This window comes from Variovorax sp. FG153, from assembly GCF_057809595.1.
In genome coordinates, this window is record NZ_JBMDKG010000016.1 from 31,770 (window position 1) to 49,494 (window position 17,725).

22 protein-coding genes are annotated in these 17,725 nt (G+C 70.1%); 12 read left to right on the plus strand and 10 right to left on the minus strand.

The annotated features are described in order from the left end of the window. Nucleotides 1-2 precede the first annotated feature (2 nt). The 6 genes from ACODT0_RS18580 to ACODT0_RS18605 are packed head-to-tail and all read left to right on the plus strand — an operon-like array spanning nucleotide 3 to nucleotide 4,903. The gene (locus ACODT0_RS18580; protein WP_489041945.1) at nucleotides 3-1,178 is read left to right on the plus strand and encodes an NAD(P)/FAD-dependent oxidoreductase; all 1,176 of its coding nucleotides are present in this window, start codon (nucleotides 3-5) and stop codon (nucleotides 1,176-1,178) included. A gap of 13 nt (nucleotides 1,179-1,191) precedes the next feature. Further along, the gene (locus tag ACODT0_RS18585; protein WP_203207251.1) at nucleotides 1,192-1,965 is read left to right on the plus strand and encodes an SDR family NAD(P)-dependent oxidoreductase; all 774 of its coding nucleotides are present in this window, start codon (nucleotides 1,192-1,194) and stop codon (nucleotides 1,963-1,965) included. Nucleotides 1,966-1,968: 3 nt separating this feature from the next. Then, nucleotides 1,969-2,421, plus strand: coding sequence for a VOC family protein (locus ACODT0_RS18590; protein WP_489041946.1), 453 nt, complete (start codon nucleotides 1,969-1,971; stop codon nucleotides 2,419-2,421). 16 nt (nucleotides 2,422-2,437) lie between these two features. Continuing rightward, on the plus strand, nucleotides 2,438-3,196 hold the full coding sequence (locus ACODT0_RS18595) for a LamB/YcsF family protein (protein ID WP_489041947.1): 759 nt from the start codon (nucleotides 2,438-2,440) through the stop codon (nucleotides 3,194-3,196). Nucleotides 3,197-3,204: 8 nt separating this feature from the next. Further along, nucleotides 3,205-3,906, plus strand: coding sequence for a 5-oxoprolinase subunit B family protein (locus ACODT0_RS18600; RefSeq protein ID WP_489041948.1), 702 nt, complete (start codon nucleotides 3,205-3,207; stop codon nucleotides 3,904-3,906). Continuing rightward, nucleotides 3,899-4,903 carry a 5-oxoprolinase subunit C family protein gene (locus ACODT0_RS18605; protein ID WP_489041949.1) on the plus strand — a complete coding sequence of 335 codons (1,005 nt, stop codon included), beginning with the start codon at nucleotides 3,899-3,901 and terminating at the stop codon, nucleotides 4,901-4,903. Before ACODT0_RS18600 ends, ACODT0_RS18605 begins: the two co-directional genes overlap by 8 nt. Before the next feature lie 6 nt (nucleotides 4,904-4,909). On the opposite strand, the gene ACODT0_RS18610 is transcribed toward ACODT0_RS18605, so the two are convergent. After that, entirely contained in the window at nucleotides 4,910-5,842 is a 933-nt protein-coding gene (locus ACODT0_RS18610) for a LysR family transcriptional regulator (RefSeq protein ID WP_489041950.1), read from the minus strand. A 109-nt stretch (nucleotides 5,843-5,951) separates the two neighbouring features. Here ACODT0_RS18610 and ACODT0_RS18615 point away from each other — a divergent pair, with 109 nt between their 5' ends. Genes ACODT0_RS18615 through ACODT0_RS18625 form a run of 3 tightly spaced genes read left to right on the plus strand, consistent with a single transcriptional unit; the run spans nucleotide 5,952 to nucleotide 8,574 of the window. Further along, complete coding sequence (locus ACODT0_RS18615) at nucleotides 5,952-6,488, plus strand: phosphonopyruvate decarboxylase (protein ID WP_413765425.1); 537 nt, start codon at nucleotides 5,952-5,954, stop codon at nucleotides 6,486-6,488. Further along, nucleotides 6,488-7,084 (plus strand): thiamine pyrophosphate-dependent enzyme, encoded by a 597-nt coding sequence (locus ACODT0_RS18620; RefSeq protein WP_057593043.1) that lies wholly within the window; start codon nucleotides 6,488-6,490, stop codon nucleotides 7,082-7,084. The genes ACODT0_RS18615 and ACODT0_RS18620 overlap by 1 nt, the downstream gene beginning before the upstream one ends. 11 nt (nucleotides 7,085-7,095) lie before the next feature. Then, nucleotides 7,096-8,574, plus strand: a complete 1,479-nt coding sequence (locus ACODT0_RS18625; protein WP_489041951.1) for an aldehyde dehydrogenase — start codon at nucleotides 7,096-7,098, stop codon at nucleotides 8,572-8,574. Nucleotides 8,575-8,578: 4 nt separating this feature from the next. Here ACODT0_RS18625 and ACODT0_RS18630 read toward each other — a convergent pair whose 3' ends face one another. From ACODT0_RS18630 to ACODT0_RS18660, 7 genes are all read right to left on the minus strand, one after another. After that, nucleotides 8,579-9,841, minus strand: a complete 1,263-nt coding sequence (locus ACODT0_RS18630) for a putative Na+/H+ antiporter (protein ID WP_489041952.1) — start codon at nucleotides 9,839-9,841, stop codon at nucleotides 8,579-8,581. Between the two features lie 113 nt (nucleotides 9,842-9,954). Next, on the minus strand, nucleotides 9,955-10,827 hold the full coding sequence (locus tag ACODT0_RS18635; RefSeq protein ID WP_489041953.1) for an SDR family oxidoreductase: 873 nt from the start codon (nucleotides 10,825-10,827) through the stop codon (nucleotides 9,955-9,957). After that, the gene (locus ACODT0_RS18640; protein WP_413765430.1) at nucleotides 10,824-11,141 is read right to left on the minus strand and encodes a hypothetical protein; all 318 of its coding nucleotides are present in this window, start codon (nucleotides 11,139-11,141) and stop codon (nucleotides 10,824-10,826) included. The genes ACODT0_RS18635 and ACODT0_RS18640 overlap by 4 nt, the downstream gene beginning before the upstream one ends. Continuing rightward, a complete protein-coding gene (locus ACODT0_RS18645) occupies nucleotides 11,138-11,320 on the minus strand; it encodes a DUF3606 domain-containing protein (protein ID WP_296723326.1) in 183 nt (60 codons plus the stop codon). Before ACODT0_RS18645 ends, ACODT0_RS18640 begins: the two co-directional genes overlap by 4 nt. A gap of 19 nt (nucleotides 11,321-11,339) precedes the next feature. Next, nucleotides 11,340-11,546 carry a hypothetical protein gene (locus ACODT0_RS18650; RefSeq protein ID WP_489041955.1) on the minus strand — a complete coding sequence of 69 codons (207 nt, stop codon included), beginning with the start codon at nucleotides 11,544-11,546 and terminating at the stop codon, nucleotides 11,340-11,342. 2 nt (nucleotides 11,547-11,548) lie between these two features. Next, nucleotides 11,549-12,019 (minus strand): PA2169 family four-helix-bundle protein, encoded by a 471-nt coding sequence (locus ACODT0_RS18655; protein WP_489041956.1) that lies wholly within the window; start codon nucleotides 12,017-12,019, stop codon nucleotides 11,549-11,551. A 250-nt stretch (nucleotides 12,020-12,269) separates the two neighbouring features. Next, entirely contained in the window at nucleotides 12,270-13,211 is a 942-nt protein-coding gene (locus tag ACODT0_RS18660) for a LysR family transcriptional regulator (protein WP_489041957.1), read from the minus strand. A 103-nt stretch (nucleotides 13,212-13,314) separates the two neighbouring features. On the opposite strand from ACODT0_RS18660, the gene ACODT0_RS18665 reads away from it, so the two are divergent. Then, nucleotides 13,315-13,689, plus strand: a complete 375-nt coding sequence (locus ACODT0_RS18665) for a nuclear transport factor 2 family protein (RefSeq protein WP_057593005.1) — start codon at nucleotides 13,315-13,317, stop codon at nucleotides 13,687-13,689. 21 nt (nucleotides 13,690-13,710) lie between these two features. On the opposite strand, the gene ACODT0_RS18670 is transcribed toward ACODT0_RS18665, so the two are convergent. Further along, nucleotides 13,711-14,658 carry a GlxA family transcriptional regulator gene (locus tag ACODT0_RS18670; protein WP_057593004.1) on the minus strand — a complete coding sequence of 316 codons (948 nt, stop codon included), beginning with the start codon at nucleotides 14,656-14,658 and terminating at the stop codon, nucleotides 13,711-13,713. A gap of 114 nt (nucleotides 14,659-14,772) precedes the next feature. Here ACODT0_RS18670 and ACODT0_RS18675 point away from each other — a divergent pair, with 114 nt between their 5' ends. Together ACODT0_RS18675 and ACODT0_RS18680 are read left to right on the plus strand one after the other, a co-directional pair. Then, entirely contained in the window at nucleotides 14,773-15,606 is an 834-nt protein-coding gene (locus ACODT0_RS18675) for an isocitrate lyase/PEP mutase family protein (protein ID WP_489041958.1), read from the plus strand. 10 nt (nucleotides 15,607-15,616) lie between these two features. Continuing rightward, the gene (locus ACODT0_RS18680; protein ID WP_479669268.1) at nucleotides 15,617-16,801 is read left to right on the plus strand and encodes an MFS transporter; all 1,185 of its coding nucleotides are present in this window, start codon (nucleotides 15,617-15,619) and stop codon (nucleotides 16,799-16,801) included. On the opposite strand, the gene ACODT0_RS18685 is transcribed toward ACODT0_RS18680, so the two are convergent. Continuing rightward, entirely contained in the window at nucleotides 16,796-17,713 is a 918-nt protein-coding gene (locus ACODT0_RS18685) for a DMT family transporter (RefSeq protein ID WP_296723371.1), read from the minus strand. The genes ACODT0_RS18680 and ACODT0_RS18685 overlap by 6 nt on opposite strands. Between the last annotated feature and the right edge of the window lie 12 nt (nucleotides 17,714-17,725).

Genomic DNA, 17,725 nt, shown 5'->3' on the forward strand with positions numbered 1-17,725 from the left:
GCATGTCCTCCGCCCAATCACCGCGCGTCGTCATCGTCGGCGGCGCCATCATCGGCAGCTTCTGCGCCTGGTCGCTGCGCCAGGCCGGCTTCGCGGGACCGATCACCGTGGTCGAGAAGGATGCCTCGTACCAGTTCTCGTCGACGGCGCTGTCCGCGGCCTCGATACGCACCCAGTTCGGCACGGCCGCGAACATCCGGATGAGCCTCTACGGCGCCCGGATGTTCCGCGACATCAAGGCCGTGTTCGGCGACCAGGCCGACATCGGCTACCGCGAGCGCGGCTACCTGATCCTCGGCGGCCACGACCAGGTCACGCAGCGGCTGGAAGCCGTGCGGATGCAGCGCAGCCATGGCGCCGACATCCGGGTGCTCGATCCCGGCGAGCTGGCCGCACGCTATCCGGGCGTGGACTTCGGCGACGTCGGCATCGGAACGCTGGGCGTGCAGCACGAAGGCTGGTTCGATGCCTGGAGCCTGCTGTCGGAAGTGCGCCGCGCGGCGCGGCGGCTGGGCGTGGACTACGTGGAGGCGAAGGCCAGCGGCTTTCGCACCCACGGCGCGCGCGTGAGCGGTGTCGAGCTGTCGAACGGCGAAGTGCTGACCTGCGATTTCTGCGTGCTGGCCGCGGGCGCGCTGTCGGGCCGACTGGCCGCCTTGCTGGACATCGCGCTGCCGGTGGTGCCGAAGAAGCGCACCGTGTTCTCGTTCAAGACGCCGTTCAAGGCGAGCGAACTTCCGATGCTGTTCGACTCGAGCGGCATCTGGGTCCGGCCCGAAGGGGAGGGCTTCATCGGCGGCATCCAGCCCCCGACCGAGATGGACGGGGACGCCGACGGCGACTTCGAGCCGCACCACGACCTGATGGAGTCGTTGTTCTGGCCCCTGCTCGCCAAACGCATTCCGGCCATGGAGGAACTGCGCCTGCAACGCGCCTGGGCCGGGCACTACGAGGTCAACACGCTCGACCACAACGGCGTCGTCGGCCCGCATGACGCGCTCGGCAACCTGATCTTCGCGACCGGCTTCTCGGGCCATGGCGTGATGCACGCGCCGGCGGTCGGCCGCGGCGTGGCCGAGCTGATCACGACGGGCGCGTTCCGCACCATCGACATGAGTCCCCTGGGCTGGGCGCGCATCCGCAGCGCCACGCCCTTGTTCGAATCCATCGTTTACTGAAAAGGAGATCGCCATGAGACTGGCAGGCAAGGTGGCAGTGGTGACGGGCGCCGCGCGCGGCATCGGGCGCGCGACGGCGGAGCGGCTTCTGGCCGAGGGCGCGAAGGTGGTCGTGTCGGACATCGACGCCCAGACCCTTGAGAAGACGGCCGCCGAGATCGGCCCGGCCGCCAACGTCTTCGCGGTGCGCGCCGACGTGTCGAAGAAGAGCGAGGTGGTCGGCCTGGTCGAGGCGGCGGTCCGGCATTTCGGCACCCTCGACATCATGGTGAACAACGCCGGCATCGCGCCGGTGGTGGAGTTCCTCGACGTCACCGAGGAGATGCTCGACCGCGTGCTCGACGTCAATCTCAAGGGCGCCTTCTACGGCACCCAGGCAGCGGGGCGCGAGATGGTCGCGCGCGGCAAGGGCGGGGTGATCATCAACATGTCCTCGATCAACTCGGGACTGGCCAATCCCAACGTCGCGCCCTACGCGATCTCCAAGGGCGGCATGAACCAGGTGACCTCGACCGCGGCGGTGGCCTTCGCGCCGCACGGCATCCGCGTGGTCGGCGTCGGGCCCGGGACCATCATGACCGACATGGTGGCCGGGGCCTTCGTGCAGAGCGCGGGCAACCATGCCATCCTCTCGCGCACGCCGCTGGGCCGCTATGGCCAGCCCTCCGAGATCGCCTCGGTGGTCGCCTTCCTGGCCAGCGACGATGCCTCCTACATCACCGGCGAGACCATGTACGTGGACGGTGGCCGGCGCGTGCTGAACTACGTGGTCCCGGTCAAGGGCTGAGCGATGACGCATCCCTTCGCCAAGCTGCACCACCTCTGCATCGTGGTGCACGACATCGACCGGACGCAGGCCTATTACGAGGCTATCGGCATCGGCCCCTGGACCGAATACCCGCCGCTGGCCGAATACGAGGAGCTCGAGGCGCCCAGCAAGCCCGGCTTCCTCGCGCTCAAGTACCGCGTGTGCAACCTGCCGACCGTGCAGCTCCAGCTGTGCCAGCCCGGCGCCGAGCCGACGCCGCAGCGGCTGCACCTGGACAGCAAGGGCGAGGGCGTGTTCCACGTCGGCTTCGAGGTGCCGGACGCCGATGCCGCGCAGGCGCAGGCCACGGCGCTGGGCCTGCCGGTGCTGATGCGCGGGCGCCGCGCGAACCGCACGGGCTTCACCTACTACGACAGCGCCGAGGGCGCGGGCGTCACGCTGCTCACGCGGGCGACCCACCATCCGGGCAAATAGCAGCGAGGAGCGGGCCATGCGGATCGATCTGAATTCCGACCTGGGCGAGGGCTATGGCCCGTGGACGATGGGCGACGACGCGCGGATCCTCGACTGCGTGACCAGCGCCAACATCGCCTGCGGCGGCCATGCGGGCGATGCGGAAACCATGTACCGCACCCTGCGTCTGGCGGCGGAGCGCGGCGTGAATGTCGGCGCCCATCCAGGCTACAACGACCGCGAGGGCTTCGGACGGCGCGTGATACCGATGCCGCCCGCCGAGATCGGCCGCATGGTCGCGGCACAGGTCGGCGCGTTGGTGGCGATGGCCCGGCTCGCGGGCACCGAGGTGCGCTACGTCAAGCCGCATGGCGCGCTCGGCAATCTCGCGGCCGCGGACATGGGCGTGGCCCAGGCCATCGTAGCCGCGCTCGAGAAGATCGACCCCGCGCTCGCGATCCTCGCCATCTCGGGCACCTGCCTCGAGCGGGCCGCGCGCGCGCAGGGGCTGCGCGCCTTCTCGGAGATCTTCGCCGACCGTGCCTACCAGCCCAATGGCCAGCTGGTGCCGCGCGGCCAGCCGGGCGCGGTCCTGCACGATGCCGAGGCGGCCGCGGACCGGCTGATCGGCTTCGTGCGAACCGGGAAGATGCCGGTGCAGGGCGCCGACCCCATCGCCTTGAAGGCCGACTCGGTCTGCGTCCATGGCGACAACGCCGAATCGGTCGAGATGGCGCGGCACATCCGCCAGCGGCTGACGGCCGAAGGGATCGTGCTGGCCCCGTTCCTCGGATAGCCGCGGGTATGTCGACGCCGGAATGGCCGCGCTATGTGCCGGTCGCGGACCACTCGCTGCTGGTGTCCTTCGCCGATGCGATCGCCGACCCGGCCAGCGCCGCGGTGCTCGCGCTCGACCGGGCCCTGGCCCATGCGCCGCCCGAGGGCCTGCTCGAATGCATCCCGGCCTTCGTCAGCCTGTTGATCGTCTTTGATCCCCTGGTCACCGATCACGCCCGGATCCGGGAGGCGGCCGAGACGCTGCAGCGCGATCCGCCGGCCGGCCCGCCGGCGGGAGAAGCGCGCGAGGTCGAGGTCTGCTACGACGACGACTTCGCGCCCGACCTCGAAGCGGTGGCACGGGCTTCCGGCCTGGGCATCGATGCGGCGATCGAGCTTCACCTGCGGGGCGACTACCGGGTGCGCATGTACGGCTTCGCGCCGGGCTATGCCTACATGTCGGGCGTGCCGCCGGAGATCCAGGTGCCGCGCAAGCCCTCGGCCCTGCGCGACATCGCCGCGGGCAGCGTGCTGATCGCGGGACCGCAGTGCCTCGTCACCACGCTGCGGATGCCCACGGGCTGGTCGATCGTCGGCCGCTCGCCCACGCGCATCCTGACGCGCGACGACAGCGCGCCCTTTCTCTTCGGCGTGGGCGACCGCGTGAAGTTCAAGCGCATCGGCCGCGCGCAATACGAAGCCAGGCTGGAGAACGAAAGCCATGGCTGAAGCCAGGCTGCGCGTGCGCGCCTGCGGCCCGCTGGTCACGTACCAGGACGGCGGCCGACCGGGCATGCTGCGCTTCGGCGTGCCCGCCTCGGGCCCGATGGACCGGCTCGCGCATGCCGCGGCCCATGTCGCGCTCGGCAACCCGCCGGATGCCACCGCCATCGAGGTCTCGCTGGGCGGGCTGGAGCTGCTGTGCGAAGCGGGCGAGGTGAGCTGCGGCATCGCCGGCGGCGAGTTCCAGGTCCGCCATTCGGGCGCGGCGACCGGTTCGTGGTGCGTGCGAACACTGCGCGCGGGCGACACGCTGTCGATCCGTCCGGGCCGCTGGGGCAGCTGGGCCTACCTGGCCTTCAGCGGCGAGCCGGTGTGCGGGCATTGGGCCGGGCACAGCGCCACGCATTTGGCCTCGGGCCTCGGCGGCGGCAGCCTGGTGCCGGGCGCCGAGATCGTGTTGCGCAATACGCAGGTCGTGCAGGAACGCGAGGGAGACCGCACCGCGCCCGCGCTGGCCGGTCCGCGCCCGCTCGTGCGCGTCGTGCTCGGGCCGCAGACCGACAGCTTCGAGACCGCTTCCGTCGCCGCGTTCCTCGACGCGGGCTTCTCGGTCACGCCCGCCCGCGACCGCATGGGCATGCGCCTCGCGGGACCGGCACTGGCCTTGAACAATGCCTTGTCCATTCCTTCCGAACCGATCGTGCGCGGCTCGATCCAGGTCGGTGGCGATGGCGTGGCCTCGGTGCTGCTGGCCGACCACCAGACCACCGGCGGCTACCCGAAGATCGCCACCGTCCTGTCCTGCGACCTCGATGGCCTGTCGCAGCTCCGGCCCGGCGACGGGCTGCGCTTCCAGGCCGTGGACCCGGCGGAGGCGATCCGGCTCGTGCGCCTGGAAGCGCCGCCGAGAAGCCGGTTCCTGCAGGCGATGGCCCAACCGCCGGGCAGCCTGCCGGACCGCCTGATGGCCGAGAACCTGATCAGCGGCGTCGTGCTGGCTTAGCGCGCCTCATGCGCCGAGCCAGCGGCCCTCGGGCCAGGCACCGGCATCGATCGCGCGCCGCGCCTCCCGCGTGAGCACGTCGACCGCGCAGCGCACATGCCGCGCGATCGGCCGGTTGACGGGCAGGGCCAGCACGATGGTCCGGCTGATGCCGGGATCGGCCAGCGGCGCGCCCCTGAGCTTCTGCGTGCGCAGGTCCTCCGCGACCGCGATCGGCGGCAGGAGGGTCAGGCCATGGCCGCCGAGCACCAGGCTTCTCTGCACGCTCAGCGCATTGGTCTCGGCCGACAGGTCGAGCGTCACCTGGGCCACCGCGCAGGCATGCTCGACCAGCGTGCGGATGCCATGCGGCGCGCTCGGCAGCACCAGCTTGTGGCCCGCGAGTTCGGCCAGCGCCACCGGCCGGTCGGGCCGCAGCTTGCTGCTCTTCGGGCCGATGACCCACAGCGCCTCCTCGATCAGCGGCGTGGTCTGGATGTTGGGCGAGCGCTCCGCGCCATAGAGCAGCGCGGCATCGACCTCGCCCGATTCGAGCCAGCGCAGCAGCGTGCCCGCGTAGCCCATCGCGATGCGCACGCGGATGCCCGGGTAGTCGGCCGCCAGCGTCGCCACCAGCGGGCTCGAGAGGATGTCGATGGTGCTCGGAAGCAGCCCCAAGGTGACCAGCCCGCCGATGCTGTTGTCGACGGTGCCGATCTCGGCCCGGGCCCGGTCCAGCTCGAGCAGCGCGCGGCGCGCATAGCCGACGAGCGCCAGCCCCGCATCGGTCAGCACCATGCCGTGGCGCTCGCGTTCGAACAGGGGCGCGCCGATGTCCTCCTCGAGCAGACGGATCTGCCGCGACACCGCGGGCTGCACGAGGTGCAGCACCTCGGCCGCGCGCGTGACGTTGCCGGTCTCGGCCACCGTGAGAAAGGCGCGCAGTTGCTTCAGGTCCATGTGGTCGCCTCCATGCGCAAACGTGATCGTGGAATCTCGAATTTCTATTTCACATTCCCAGGCATCAAATTCTATGATTTCTGGCACTTTCACCAACCAACCCCGATTCATGAACCAGACCACCCAGGCCGCCCCCGACTGGCAGCAGGCCGCCTTCCGCGTGCTCAAGGCGGGCGGCGTGAGGCAGATCGCCTACGTGCCCGACGCCGGCCATTCGCACGTGATCCGCAGCGCCATCGCCGACCCCGACATCGAGGACGTCGTGCTGACCACCGAGGAGGAGGGCGTGGCGCTGGTGAGCGGCGCCTGGCTCGGCGGCCAGCGCGCCGTGCTGCTGATGCAGAGCAGCGGCGTGGGCAACTGCGTGAACATGTTCTCGCTGCTGCGGGCCGCGGACTTCCCGTTCTTCACGCTCGTGACCATGCGCGGCGAATACGCCGAGTTCAATCCCTGGCAGGGTCCGATGGGCAAGGCCACGCAGGCCGCGCTCGAGCTCATGGGCATCCATGTGCTGCGCGCCTCGAAGCCCGAGGAGGTCGAGGAGATCGTCAGCGCGGGCTTCGATGCCGCCTTCGAGGCCGGCGAGAAGGTCGCCGTGCTGCTGGGACAGGAACTGATCGGCCGCAAGAAGTGGGAGCGCAAGTGATGAACACGAAGACCCCGGCGCAGCGCGCCGACCGCCGCGAATTCGTGGCCAAGCTGATCGCCGCCATTCCCGATGCCCTGATCGTCACGGGCCTGGGCTCGGCCTCCTACGACGTGTTCGCCAGCGGCGACCGCGAGCGCAACTACTACCTGTGGGGCGCCATGGGCGGCGCCGCCTCGCTGGGGCTGGGCCTGGCGCTCGCGCAGCGCGACAAGTCGGTGGTCGTCATCACCGGCGACGGCGAGCAGCTGATGGGCATCGGCAGCCTCGGCACCATCGGCGTCAAGCAGCCGAAGAACCTCAGCATCGTGATGCTGGACAACGGCCATTTCGGCGAGACCGGCATGCAGCGCAGCCACTCGAGCCTGGGCGCCGATCTGGTGGCGGTGGCCAGGGGCTTCGGCATCGCCGATGCGTTCTCCGTAAGCAGCATCGATGCGTGCGAGGACCTGGCCGAGCGCATCAACGCCCGGCGGCAAACCACCTTCGCGCAGGTGTTCATCGATGCCAACGAGCCACCGCGCGCGCTGCCGCCGCGCGACGGCTCGTACATCAAGAACCGCTTCCGCGCCGCGCTGGGCTTCACCCCTTTCTGACGGGCAAGCCCATGCAACGCTATTCATTGCACATCGGCGGCGACGCCTGCGAGCCGCATGGCGGCACCTGGTTCGAGACCCAGAACCCCTTCACCGGCGAGAGCTGGGCGCAGATCCCGCGCGGCGACGCGCAGGACGTCGACCGGGCCGTGCGCGCCGCGCACCAGGCGCTGACCAGCGGGCCCTGGTCGGAACTGACCGCGACGCAGCGCGGCGCGCTGATGCGCAGGCTCGGCGACCTGATCGCGCGCGACGCGGCCCGGCTGGCCGCCACCGAGGTCCGCGACAACGGCAAGCTGCTCGCGGAGATGCGCGGCCAGCTCGACTACCTCCCGCAGTGGTTCTATTACTACGGCGGGCTGGCCGACAAGGTGCAGGGCAGCACGCTGCCGCTCGACAAGAAGGGCTACTTCGCCTTCACGCGCCACGAGCCCGTGGGCGTGGTGGCGGCCATCACGCCGTGGAACTCGCCGTTGCTGCTGCTGGCCTGGAAGCTGGCGCCGGCGCTGGCGGCGGGTTGCACCGTGGTGGCCAAGCCCTCCGAGTTCACCTCGGCCTCGACGCTCGAGTTCGCGCAGCTGTTCGAGGAGGCCGGCTTTCCTCCGGGCGTGTTCAACGTGGTGACGGGCTTCGGTGCCGAGGTGGGCACGCCGCTGGTCGAGCATCCGCTGGTGGCCAAGATCAGCTTCACGGGCTCGGATTCGACCGGCCGCCTGATCAACGAGCGGGCCGGGCGCCTCTTGAAGCACACGGCCATGGAGCTGGGCGGCAAGTCGCCCAACGTGGTGTTCGAGGACGCTGACCTCGAGCAGGCCGCGTTCGGCGCGATCTCGGGCATCTTCGCCGCCACCGGCCAGACCTGCATCGCCGGCTCGCGCCTGCTGGTGCAGGCCAGCATCCACGACGCCTTCGTCGAGCGCCTGCTGGCGGTGGCGCTCACCGCGCGCATGGGCGACCCGATGAGCGCCGACACCCAGGTCGGCCCGATCACCACGCCGCCGCAGTACCGCAAGGTGCTCGAGTACATCGACATCGCGCGCGCCGAGGGCGCGACCGCCGTGCTGGGCGGCGCCAAGGGCACGGGCCCGGAGTGCGGCACGGGCTGGTTCGTGCAGCCCACCATCTTCACGGGCGTGCGCAACCACATGCGCATCGCCCAGGAGGAGGTATTCGGCCCCGTGCTGTCGGTGATCCGCTTCAAGGACGAGGCCGACGCGCTGCGCATAGCCAACGACGTGCGCTTCGGCCTCGCGGCGGCGGTGTGGACGCAGGACATCGGCCGCGCGATGCGCATGTCCGAGAAGCTGCAGGCCGGCACGGTGTGGATCAACACCTACCGCGCCGTGAGCTTCATGGCCCCGTTCGGCGGCTACAAGGACTCGGGCCTGGGCCGCGAGAACGGCATCGACGCGGTCCGCGAGTACCTGCAGACCAAGTCGGTGTGGATCAACGCCGGCGCGGCGACGGGCAATCCCTTCGTGATGCGCTGAGGCCTCAAAGGAACAGGAACGCCGCCGCCGCGACGGCGGTAGGCCCGAGCGCCCCGAGCAGCAGGCCGCCCGCGCCGATGGTCTCGTCGGCGAAGCCGCGCCTGAGCAGCGCCACGCCCGCGGGATTGGGCGCGTTGGCGATCACCGACAGACCGCCGCCGGCCACGGCGCCCGCGACCAGCATGTACTTCGATTCGTCCGAAATGCCGACGATCAGCGAGCCCAGGTAGGTGAGGGCGGCGTTGTCGGTGATCGCGGTGAGGCCCAGCGCGCCGAGGAACAGCGCGACGGGCGCGAGCTCCGAGACGATGGGCTGCAGCCACCACTGCTGCATGCCGCCCAGCACGACCAGACCCGCGAGGAAGAAGCCCACGAGCAGCGCCTCCTTGATGATCAGCGGGCTCTGGTGGCGCTCGTAGGCCTGGGTGAAGCCGAGGAACATCAGGAACAGGCCGAGGAACACCACGGGATGGTGGGCGGACAGCACCACGCCCGCGAGCAGGCCCAGGTGCACCGCGACCACCGGCAGCGGGACGCGCTCCCGCGCCGCCGCGCCCGCGTCGCCCGCCGCGGCGGGCTGCAGGTGCTTGCGCAGCACCCAGGTGGCGACGGTGGCGTTCAGCAGCACCGCGAGCGCGGCCTTCCAGCCGAAGGTGGCGAGCATGAAGGCGCTGTCCCATTGCCAGGTGGTCGCCACCATCAGCACCGGCGGCGCGGCATAGGAGGTCAGCGTGCCGCCGATCGAGATGTTGACGAACAGCACGCCCAGCGCCAGGTACTTCACCGCCTCCGGCACGCGGGGCCGGAAGATCTGCGGCGCGAGCATCAGGGCCGCGATGGTCATGGCGGCCGGCTCGGTGATCAGCGAGCCGAGCAGCGGCACCGCCGCGAGGCCCAGCCATGCGCTGGCCAGCGGCGTGGGCACGGGGGCGATGCGCGCGACGGTGTCGACCAGCGACATCGCCGTGCGCAGCACCGGGCGCGAGGCCGCGATCACCATCACCACGAAGACGAACAGCGGCTCGGTGTAGTTGCGCGACTCGGCGTAGTCGAGCGCGGTGCCGCCGCCGGCGAGCAGCGCCATCGAGACCACCAGCACGATGGCCCAGAAGCCGAACACGACCTCGACTTCACCGAGCAGGTGGAACAGGCCGGCGTGGCGTGGATAGCGGTGGGAGAGGCGCTCGAACTGTTTGGCGCTGAAGGTGTGGAGCAGGGCGACGGCAAAGATGGCCGCGGCGATCCACTGGATCGGGGTGTGGGACATGGGATTCCTCGACGAGGCGAAACCGCGAGGCGGCCCGACCTGCGCAAATCCTGGAATGCCTGAAACGGCAGCCCACCCGGGAGGAATTTTACCCGATGGGTTCGGGCCGCCGCTCAGATGAACGGCACGCCGCCCGTCACCGGAATCGTCGCCCCCGAGATGTAGCTGCCTTCGTCGGAGGCCAGCAGCACGTAGACGGCCTGCAACTCGCGCGGCTGGCCCGGGCGCTTCATGGGCGTCTGCGTGCCGAACTCCTTGACGTTGTCTTCCGGCAAGGTTGAGGGGATCAGGGGTGTCCAGAAGGGGCCGGGCGCCACGCAGTTCACGCGAATGCCCTTGTCGGCGAGCAGTTGCGCCATGCCGCCCGACAGGTTCTGGATCGCGCCCTTGGTCGCGGCATAGGCCACGAGCGTGGCGTTGGGCTTGTCGGCGTTGACCGAGGCGGTGCTGATGATCGAGCTGCCGGGCTTCATATGGGGCACCGCAGCCTTGCAGAGATAGAAATTCGCGTAGACGTTGGTGCGGAAGGTGCGGTCGAACTCTCCGGCGCTGATCTCCTCGAGCGACTTGTGCGACATCTGGAAGGCGGCGTTGTTCACCAGCACGTCGATGCGCCCGAAGTGTTCGAGCGTGCTGGCCACAAGAGCCTGGCACTGCGCCTCCTCGCGGATGTCGCCGGGTGCGAGCACGCAGCGGCGACCGGCGCCCTCGACCAGGCCGCGGGTGACCTGGGCATCGGATTCTTCCTGGGCCAGGTAGGAGATCACCACGTCCGCGCCTTCGCGGGCGAAGGCCAGCGCGACTGCGCGGCCGATGCCGCTGTCGCCGCCCGTGATAAGGGCCGCCTTGCCGAGGAGCTTGCCGGCGCCAACGTAGGAGTGCTCGCCGAAATCGGGACGGGGCGACATCTCGGATTCGAGGCCCGGTGGTTGCTGCAGAGAGGTGGAGAACGGCGGCTGGGGAGCCGCTTCGCGTGGATCGGTCATGACGGGTCCTCGGTTCGGGGATTCGGTGGCGCGTTCGCCGCTGCGCCGTCGCGGGAGGTGCCACCGATGGGGCCGACCGGCGGCGCGTCCTCGTCCTCGCCGGCATCGCGAGGACCGTTGCGCTCGTCGGGCACCATCCGCACGAGTTCGGCGCATCCGTCCTCGAAGGCGTCGAGCCACAGGTCGTAGGCCATCGGGCTGGCGGACAACTCGATCCATTCGCTGGCGTCGCCGCCTTGCTCGTGCAGCACCCAGTGGTAGTTTCCCGCCCCGACTTCCTCGACGAATACGGCGATTCGCCGAAGCCGGCTCATTTCAGTTTCTCGGCCAGGTACTGGCGCACCTCGTCGGCCGAATTGCCGACGGCTTTCACCGCGTCGCGCAGTTGCGTCTCGGTGCAGCCCAGGCTCTCGGTCCATGACCGGACTTCGTGGGGTTCGTGCAGCGCGATGAGCTTGCGATCGAGCGCGGTCTTCTTGGGATCGTCTGCCATGGGACCTCCTGTGGAATGTCTAGGCCTTCTCGCCGTTGCGCCCGGTGTCCGCGGGCCGCCCCGCGCGCTCGGCATCGGGCGCCGGCGCATCGTGCCCGCGCTCGCCCGGGTCGCCCGAGGGCTTGTCGGCCTCGCGGCCCATGCGGCTGCCGTCCAGCGGCGTGTCGATGCCGACCTCGCGGTTCTGCTCGATGTTCACGGGCGACATGGGTTTGCGCGTGGTCATGCTCAGCCCTTCCTGGCCTTGTACTGGTCGCGCAGGTCGCGGATCTGGTCGTGGTTGCGCTGGGCGCCATCGGCCTGCCGCTGCACGACGGCGAGCACTTCGGCGGGCAGGTCGTTCTTCAGCGCCTTGCGGTAGCGCGCAACGGCCGAGTCCTCGCCGCGTTCGCACTCCTCGAGCATCGACAGGGCGCTGTCCGCACCCAGCGTGCCCTTCACATGGACCCAGCCGCGGTGCAGCGCGCCGCTGACGCTGCCGCCCTTGTCGGCTTCGCCGCCGAGCGAGCGGATCAGCGTCGCCAGTTCGGCGGCCGCCGCGGCGCACTGGGCCGAGCGGTTCGCGAAGACCCGCTTGATTCGGGCGTCCTCCACCTCGTCGGCGCAAGCGCGAAAGCCGTACTCGCCATCGCGGGAGTTCTCGAGCAGGTCGTTGAGGATCGACAGGACTTCGTCGCTGGTGATGGATGCGGTGGACATGATGTGGCTCCTGGTTGGGTTAGTTGGCTGATCGAGGGCTCACGGTGACGCGCCGACCCGGACCGGCATGTAGGTGCCCGCCGCGCCAACTCGTCGTGGCGCTCTGACGGTGCCAGGAATGGCGCAGGGCGCGTGGACGTCGCGGGAAACGGAAACGCGCCTACGCCTGCCGCACGGTGCGAGGCCGAGAACCCGAAGCAGGGGGGCAAGGATTCGGCTTCGACCAGGAGGTGGCGGACATGCGTTCAAATCAGGCCGAGCGCGCGTGCTCTCCGGATTGCGCCCCCGGCATCATGCGCACGACGAAGTCGATGAACGCCCTGACCTTGGCCGGCACGTGTTCCCGGCCCGGGTAGTAGACGTAGAGCGGAAAGGTCTCGTCGGGCCAGTCCGTCAGCACCGGCACCAGCGTGCCCGCGCGCAGGTGCGTCTCGATGCCGAGGTCGATCACCTGCGCAATGCCGTAGCCCGCGAGGCAGGCGCCGATCTTGGTGCCCGCATCGGTGACCGTCAGGCTGCCGCGCACGGCCACCTTCAGCTTCTCGTCGCCGCGCCAGAACTCCCAGTCGAAGAGCCGGCCGGTGGATGGGTCGATGGCATGGATGCATTCATGGCCGCCGTCGACCAGGTCCTGCGGCGACCGCGGCCGGCCGCGTTGCTCGAGGTAGGCGGGCGCGGCCACGGTCAGGATCCGCGGGCTGTAGAGCCTGCGGCAGACCAGCGTCGACACCGATGGCGCTCCGAACCGGATGGCGAGGTCGAATCCGTCGCCGACCAGGTCCGGGAGATCGTTGCGCGTCTCCAGCTTCAACCGGAGCGCGGGATGGCGCTTGAGGAACTCGGCCAGTTCCGGTGCCAGCACGAGGCGGGCGAACACCGCATCGCACGCCACGCGCAGCGTTCCGTTGACGACCGAGGTCTGGTCCGACGCGCCGACCGTCGCCTCCTCGATGCCCTGGAGCAGGGGCAGCACCTTCGCCAGCAGCGCACGCCCCGCATCCGTCACCTCGACCTGCCGGCTGGTGCGATGCACGAGCTTCGCGCGCAGCCGGTCTTCCAGCCGCTGGATGGCGCGGCTCACCGCGGGCTGCGTCCGGCCCAGGCGTGACGCGGCACCGCTGAAGCTCCTGCATTCGGCGACCGCGGCCAGCACCAGCAAGCCGCCGACGAGTCCTCCATCGAGGTCTTCCATGATCCATGTCTTCCTGTAATGGCTGCGATGCCCGATTCGCCGTAGCCGGGCGTTGAAGGAGCTTTCACCATACGAAGCTTCCATCCCTCGCAGAGAGTTCGCAATGACCCAGACCCACGCCGTCGCCGCCCTGATCGACGACTATTTCAACCTCGCCCACGAGCCGAAGAGCCGCGACTTCCACCAGGTCTTTCATCCGTCCTGCCTCGTCCAGTGGCTCCAGGACGGCCAGTTGCAGACCCTGTCGGCGCCGGAGTATGCGGCGCTCATCCATGGCAGGCCGAGCCCCCGCTCGATGGACGCACCTCGCGAGGAGGCGATCCTGTCGATGACGCACATCTCGGACAGCCTTTCGACGGCCACCGTGAAGGTGCGGATCGGCCAGAAGCTGTTCAACGATCACTTCGTGATGCACGAGGTGGAGGGGCGTTGGTCGATCACGAACAAGTCGTCCTTCGTGGCGCGGACCTTCGACTGAAGCGCATGCCGGCCGCCGGCCTCAAGCACGCCGCGCCTCCGACCGATTGGCCCGGCGGATCACCTGCGGCGGCTGCCCATAGGCCCGCAGGAAGGCCCGGCGCATCCGGTCGGGATCGCCGAAGCCGGTGTCGCGCGCCACGGTCTCGATCGGCAGCAGCTGCGACTCGATCATCAGCCGCGCCGTCTCGGTCCGCAGCCGCTCGATGGCCTTGGCCGGCGTCTGCCCGGTCTCCTCCCTGAACACGCGGCCGAACTGGCGCGGGCTGAGGTTCGCGGCCTCGGCGAGTTCCTCGAGCGAGAGCTCGTTCGTCAGGTGGCTCTTGGCATAGGTGAGCGCCTTCTGGATGCGATCGGTGCGCGGGCGCAGCTCGAGCAGCGCGGAATGCTGCGACTGGCCGCCGGTGCGGCGGTGATACACCACCATGCGCTTCGCCACGAGCTTGGCGACATCGGCGCCGCAGTCCTGCTCGACGAGCGCCAGCCCGAGGTCGATGCAGGCGGTCGCGCCGGCCGAGGTCCAGACACCATCGTCGTGCACGAAGATGCTGTCCTCCTCGAGCAGCACCTCGGGATGGTCGCGCCGCATCTTGACGACGTGCGCCCAGTGGGTGGTCGCGCGCTTGCCGTCGAGCAGCCCGGCCTGCGCGAGATTGAAGGCGCCGGTGCAGGCCGCGCCCAGGCGCCGCGCGCGGCGGGCCGACTTGCGCAGGAAGCCCAGCAGGGCAGGGGAGCCCTCGGTCACGACCGTATCGCCGACCACCAGCACGGTGTCGTAGCGCGCGTTGCCGAACGGCACCGTGCCGACTTCCACGCCGCACGAGGACCTGACGGGCCCGCCGTGCTCGGAGAGCAGGGTGTGGGCATACAGCGGCTCATCAAGCGACATGTTGGCGTACTCGAACACCGAGACGACCGCCAAAGTGAGCAGCTGGAAACCGGGATAGATCGCCACGCCGACACGAATCATTCGAGACCTCCTTTGATGGCGCAAAAAGACGGAAACCCGACCTTAACGTCATCGCAGTTTATCGCGAAGATGAGCCCCTGTCACCCCGCGAGGGGCCCACCCCAGGAGCACGCAATGACCCATCCGAACCGCGACAAGCCGAAGAACACGGCCGCGCATTTCCGCCAGCTTCACCACGCCGCCACGCCGCTGGTGCTGCCCAACGCCTGGGACGCGGTCTCGGCACGGCTCTTCGAGAGCGCCGGCGCCGCGGCCATCGCCACCACCAGCGCGGGCCTCGCCTGGTCGCTGGGCTGCGCGGATGGCCGGGAACTGCCGGTCGACGAAGCCGTGGGCGCGGTCGCCCGCATCGCGCGGGTGCTCACGGTGCCGCTGTCGGTCGACATCGAGAACGCCTATTCGGACGACCCGAAGGCCGTCGTCGAGTTCGTGCGGCGGCTGCTCGACCTCGGGGTGACCGGCATCAACATCGAGGACGGGCGCGACGCGCCGGAGACCCTGGCGGCCAAGATCGAGGCGATCAAGGCATTCCTGCACCGCACGAACACCGACCTGTTCGTGAACGCGCGCACCGACGTGATCCTCGCCGGGCTCGCGGAGCCCTCGCAGCGGGTGGAGGAAGCGATCCGGCGCGCGGGGCTGTATGCGCAAGCCGGCGCCGACGGCCTGTTCGTGCCGGGCCTGCGCGAGCCGACCGAGATCGAGGACGTCGCCCTCGCCACGCGGCTGCCGCTGAACGTGATGGCCTGGGGCGGCCTGCCCGCGGCGGCCGAGCTGTCCAGGCTCGGCGTGCGGCGGCTCAGCGCGGGTTCGGCCATTTCGCAACTGGTGTGGGGGCAGGCCGAGCGCGCCGCCAGGAGCTTCCTCGAGACCGGCCATTCGGATCCGCTCTCGGCCGGCGCGAAGCCGTTCGCGGAGATGCAGCAACTCTTCGCCGCGGCGCGCTGAAGGAAAAGCCATGGACAAGCGATTGCTCGTGCTGGCGCTCGGCATGTTCGCGCTCGGCACCGACACCTTCGTGGTGGCCGGCATCCTGCCGCAACTGGCGCACGCCTTCGACGTCGACATCGCCGTGGCCGGCCAGTTGACGACGCTCTATGCGATCTCCTACGCGCTGCTGGCGCCGACCATTGCCGCCATCGCGGGCAACGTGCCGCGCAAGCGGCTGATGCTGGCGGGCCTGGGCATCTTCGTGCTCGCGAACCTCGCCACCGCGCTCGCGCCCACCTTCGCGCTCGCGCTGGCCTCGCGCGTGTTCGCCGGGCTGGGCGCGGCCATGTACTCGCCGACCGCGACCGGGACGGGCGCGAGCATCGTGGAGCCGAACCGCCGCGGCCAGGCGATCGCCGTGATCGTGGCGGGCCTGACGGCGGCCACGGCGCTGGGCTCGCCGATCGGCACGGTGCTCGGCGGGCTCGGCGACTGGCGCTGGACGATGTACTTCGTCGCGGCCGTGGGGCTGGCGGCGGGCCTGGGCATCCTGGTACTGCTCGAGCGGGTGCCGCTGGCGCCGAGGATCGGCCTCATGGCACGCCTGGCGCCGCTGAAGGATTCGCGCATCGGCTGGACCCTGCTCACCACCTACCTGGGCATGGCGGGCAATTTCCTGGTCTACGTCTACTTCTCGGTGGTGTTCGATCGCGTGCTGGTCAACTCCCTCGTGTTCGGCGCGCTGCTGGTGGTCTGGGGTGCGAGCGGAACGCTCACCAACATCGCGCTGGCGCGCGTGCTGGACCGGACTTCTCCGACGACGGTCATGTTCGTGGTGCTCGTGGCGCAGGCGGTGGACATGGCCTTCCTGCCCTGGACCAGTGCTTCGCTATGGCCCGCCGTGGTGGCGGTCGCCATCTGGGGTGCGACGGGCTGGGGCATCCAGGGGCCGCAACAGTACCGGCTCGTCAACGTCGCGCCGGCCATCGCGCCGGTGCTGCTGGGCCTGAACACCGCGGCGACCTACCTCGGCGTCACGACGGCCGGCATCCTCGGCGCCGTGGGCATCCATCTGCTCGGCGCCCACTGCCTGAGCCTGCTGAGCGTGGGCGTCTTCATGCTGGCGATCTTCAGCTCGCACATGGCCGGGCGCCGGATCGCCGGCCACCGCGCGCAGGCGGCTTCGGGCGCCGCGCTGCCGGTGCGCTCATGAGGACGAGCGCGTCACGGGGGCGGCCGGCCGCTGCTTGTTCCGGGCCGACCTCGATGCCTCGCTGCGCGCCAGCCAGAGGCCGCTCGCGACGATCAGCGCGCCGCCGCCCAGCGTCCAGGCATCGGGCACGGCCTGCCAGAACAGCCAGTCGAGCAGCAGGGCCCAGGCCAGGGCGCTGTACTCGAAGGGCGCGATGGCGGCGGCCTGGCCGTGGCGGAACGCCTCGGCGATGGCCAGCTGTCCCAGGAAGCCGCTGAGGGCCAGGCCCGCGAGCATCCATGCGTGCTCGGCGCGGATCGGCACCCATTGCGGCGCCGCCAGCAGGCTGCCGCCCACGGCCATGCCGACGGTAGTCCAGAACACCAGCGCGGCACTCGGTTCGGTGCGGCTGATGAGCCGGCCCAGCATGTTCGACAGCGCATAGCAGACCGCGGCCACCAGGATCGCGATCGCGCCCATCGAGAGGAAGGCGCCCTGCTCGGGCCGCAGCGCGATCACCACGCCCGCGAAGCCCAGCCCGATGGCGACCCAGTGCCGCGCGTGGATCGACTCACCCAGCATCGGCACGGCGATCAGCACCATCAGCAGCGGCGCGATGAAGGTCAGCGTGTAGGCCTCGGCCAGGCCCAGGGTCTTGAGGCCATGGACGAAGAGCATGAGCATCGCCATGTTCAGCACGGCGCGCAGCAGGTGCAGGCGCCAGCGCAGCCGGCGGTTAAAGACGCCGGCCGCCTCGCGGCGCCAGGCGACGTAGAGGCACACCAGCGGCAGGGCCGTCAGGCCGCGCAGCGCCATCACCTGCGCGGGCGGATAGTGGCCGGCCAGGGTCTTGAGCAGCGCGTCCATGCAGGCAAAGAAGGCGCAGGCCAGCAGCATCGCGGCGATGCCGCGCAGGGTTCCGGTCGATTGCATGGATGGGTTGTC

Bases quoted from the DNA above. Each gene is read 5' to 3' on its own strand.
- ACODT0_RS18580 (WP_489041945.1), top strand. From the start codon at position 3: ATGTCCTCCGCCCAATCACCGCGCGTCGTCATCGTCGGCGGCGCCATC.
- ACODT0_RS18585 (WP_203207251.1), top strand. From the start codon at position 1,192: ATGAGACTGGCAGGCAAGGTGGCAGTGGTGACGGGCGCCGCGCGCGGC.
- ACODT0_RS18590 (WP_489041946.1), top strand. From the start codon at position 1,969: ATGACGCATCCCTTCGCCAAGCTGCACCACCTCTGCATCGTGGTGCAC.
- ACODT0_RS18595 (WP_489041947.1), top strand. From the start codon at position 2,438: ATGCGGATCGATCTGAATTCCGACCTGGGCGAGGGCTATGGCCCGTGG.
- ACODT0_RS18600 (WP_489041948.1), top strand. From the start codon at position 3,205: ATGTCGACGCCGGAATGGCCGCGCTATGTGCCGGTCGCGGACCACTCG.
- ACODT0_RS18605 (WP_489041949.1), top strand. From the start codon at position 3,899: ATGGCTGAAGCCAGGCTGCGCGTGCGCGCCTGCGGCCCGCTGGTCACG.
- ACODT0_RS18610 (WP_489041950.1), bottom strand. From the start codon at position 5,842: ATGGACCTGAAGCAACTGCGCGCCTTTCTCACGGTGGCCGAGACCGGC.
- ACODT0_RS18615 (WP_413765425.1), top strand. From the start codon at position 5,952: ATGAACCAGACCACCCAGGCCGCCCCCGACTGGCAGCAGGCCGCCTTC.
- ACODT0_RS18620 (WP_057593043.1), top strand. From the start codon at position 6,488: ATGAACACGAAGACCCCGGCGCAGCGCGCCGACCGCCGCGAATTCGTG.
- ACODT0_RS18625 (WP_489041951.1), top strand. From the start codon at position 7,096: ATGCAACGCTATTCATTGCACATCGGCGGCGACGCCTGCGAGCCGCAT.
- ACODT0_RS18630 (WP_489041952.1), bottom strand. From the start codon at position 9,841: ATGTCCCACACCCCGATCCAGTGGATCGCCGCGGCCATCTTTGCCGTC.
- ACODT0_RS18635 (WP_489041953.1), bottom strand. From the start codon at position 10,827: ATGACCGATCCACGCGAAGCGGCTCCCCAGCCGCCGTTCTCCACCTCT.
- ACODT0_RS18640 (WP_413765430.1), bottom strand. From the start codon at position 11,141: ATGAGCCGGCTTCGGCGAATCGCCGTATTCGTCGAGGAAGTCGGGGCG.
- ACODT0_RS18645 (WP_296723326.1), bottom strand. From the start codon at position 11,320: ATGGCAGACGATCCCAAGAAGACCGCGCTCGATCGCAAGCTCATCGCG.
- ACODT0_RS18650 (WP_489041955.1), bottom strand. From the start codon at position 11,546: ATGACCACGCGCAAACCCATGTCGCCCGTGAACATCGAGCAGAACCGC.
- ACODT0_RS18655 (WP_489041956.1), bottom strand. From the start codon at position 12,019: ATGTCCACCGCATCCATCACCAGCGACGAAGTCCTGTCGATCCTCAAC.
- ACODT0_RS18660 (WP_489041957.1), bottom strand. From the start codon at position 13,211: ATGGAAGACCTCGATGGAGGACTCGTCGGCGGCTTGCTGGTGCTGGCC.
- ACODT0_RS18665 (WP_057593005.1), top strand. From the start codon at position 13,315: ATGACCCAGACCCACGCCGTCGCCGCCCTGATCGACGACTATTTCAAC.
- ACODT0_RS18670 (WP_057593004.1), bottom strand. From the start codon at position 14,658: ATGATTCGTGTCGGCGTGGCGATCTATCCCGGTTTCCAGCTGCTCACT.
- ACODT0_RS18675 (WP_489041958.1), top strand. From the start codon at position 14,773: ATGACCCATCCGAACCGCGACAAGCCGAAGAACACGGCCGCGCATTTC.
- ACODT0_RS18680 (WP_479669268.1), top strand. From the start codon at position 15,617: ATGGACAAGCGATTGCTCGTGCTGGCGCTCGGCATGTTCGCGCTCGGC.
- ACODT0_RS18685 (WP_296723371.1), bottom strand. From the start codon at position 17,713: ATGCAATCGACCGGAACCCTGCGCGGCATCGCCGCGATGCTGCTGGCC.